The organism is Adlercreutzia sp. DFI.6.23, from assembly GCF_024462535.1.
Taxonomy (GTDB): domain Bacteria; phylum Actinomycetota; class Coriobacteriia; order Coriobacteriales; family Eggerthellaceae; genus Adlercreutzia; species Adlercreutzia rubneri.
In genome coordinates, this window is the sequence record NZ_JANGBP010000228.1 from 1 (window position 1) to 388 (window position 388).

A 388-nucleotide genomic window follows, 5' to 3' on the forward strand; every position below is an offset into this window, starting at 1 on the left:
GTCACCACCATGGGCTTCTTGAATATGCTGTTCAAAAGCGACACCTCGGGGATGGCCGTCGAGGGCGATGCCGAGGGTGTCGAATATGCGAGTCTGGAAATACCGGATCTCGATCGTATACCAGCTCGGACCAGGGTCTGTCTGGTTCAGCATGTAGTACTCGTAGCCGTCCCGTTCGTCGTCCGAATCATGGCGGACGGTAAACTCCGGGGCGTATAGATAGTACTTGTCCTCCGTGCCGATCACCTCGGAGAGAAACCTCCAATGTTCCTTGTCTTCGAGCATCCCCTTCACCCTCGCGAGAGGAGATTCATCGAGTGAAATATGATGGCGCCAGATGTCTTCCACCTCACTCCACGACGCCCCTTCGTCTTTGGGCGTGTTGGAG

The 388-nt window shown here is 55.7% G+C and carries 1 protein-coding gene; it reads right to left on the minus strand.

All coding sequences use genetic code 11. The annotated features are described in order from the left end of the window. A partial coding sequence (locus tag NE591_RS13130; RefSeq protein WP_256156848.1) for a hypothetical protein occupies positions 1 to 348 on the minus strand: 348 nt, incomplete at its 3' end. Between the last annotated feature and the right edge of the window lie 40 nt (positions 349 to 388).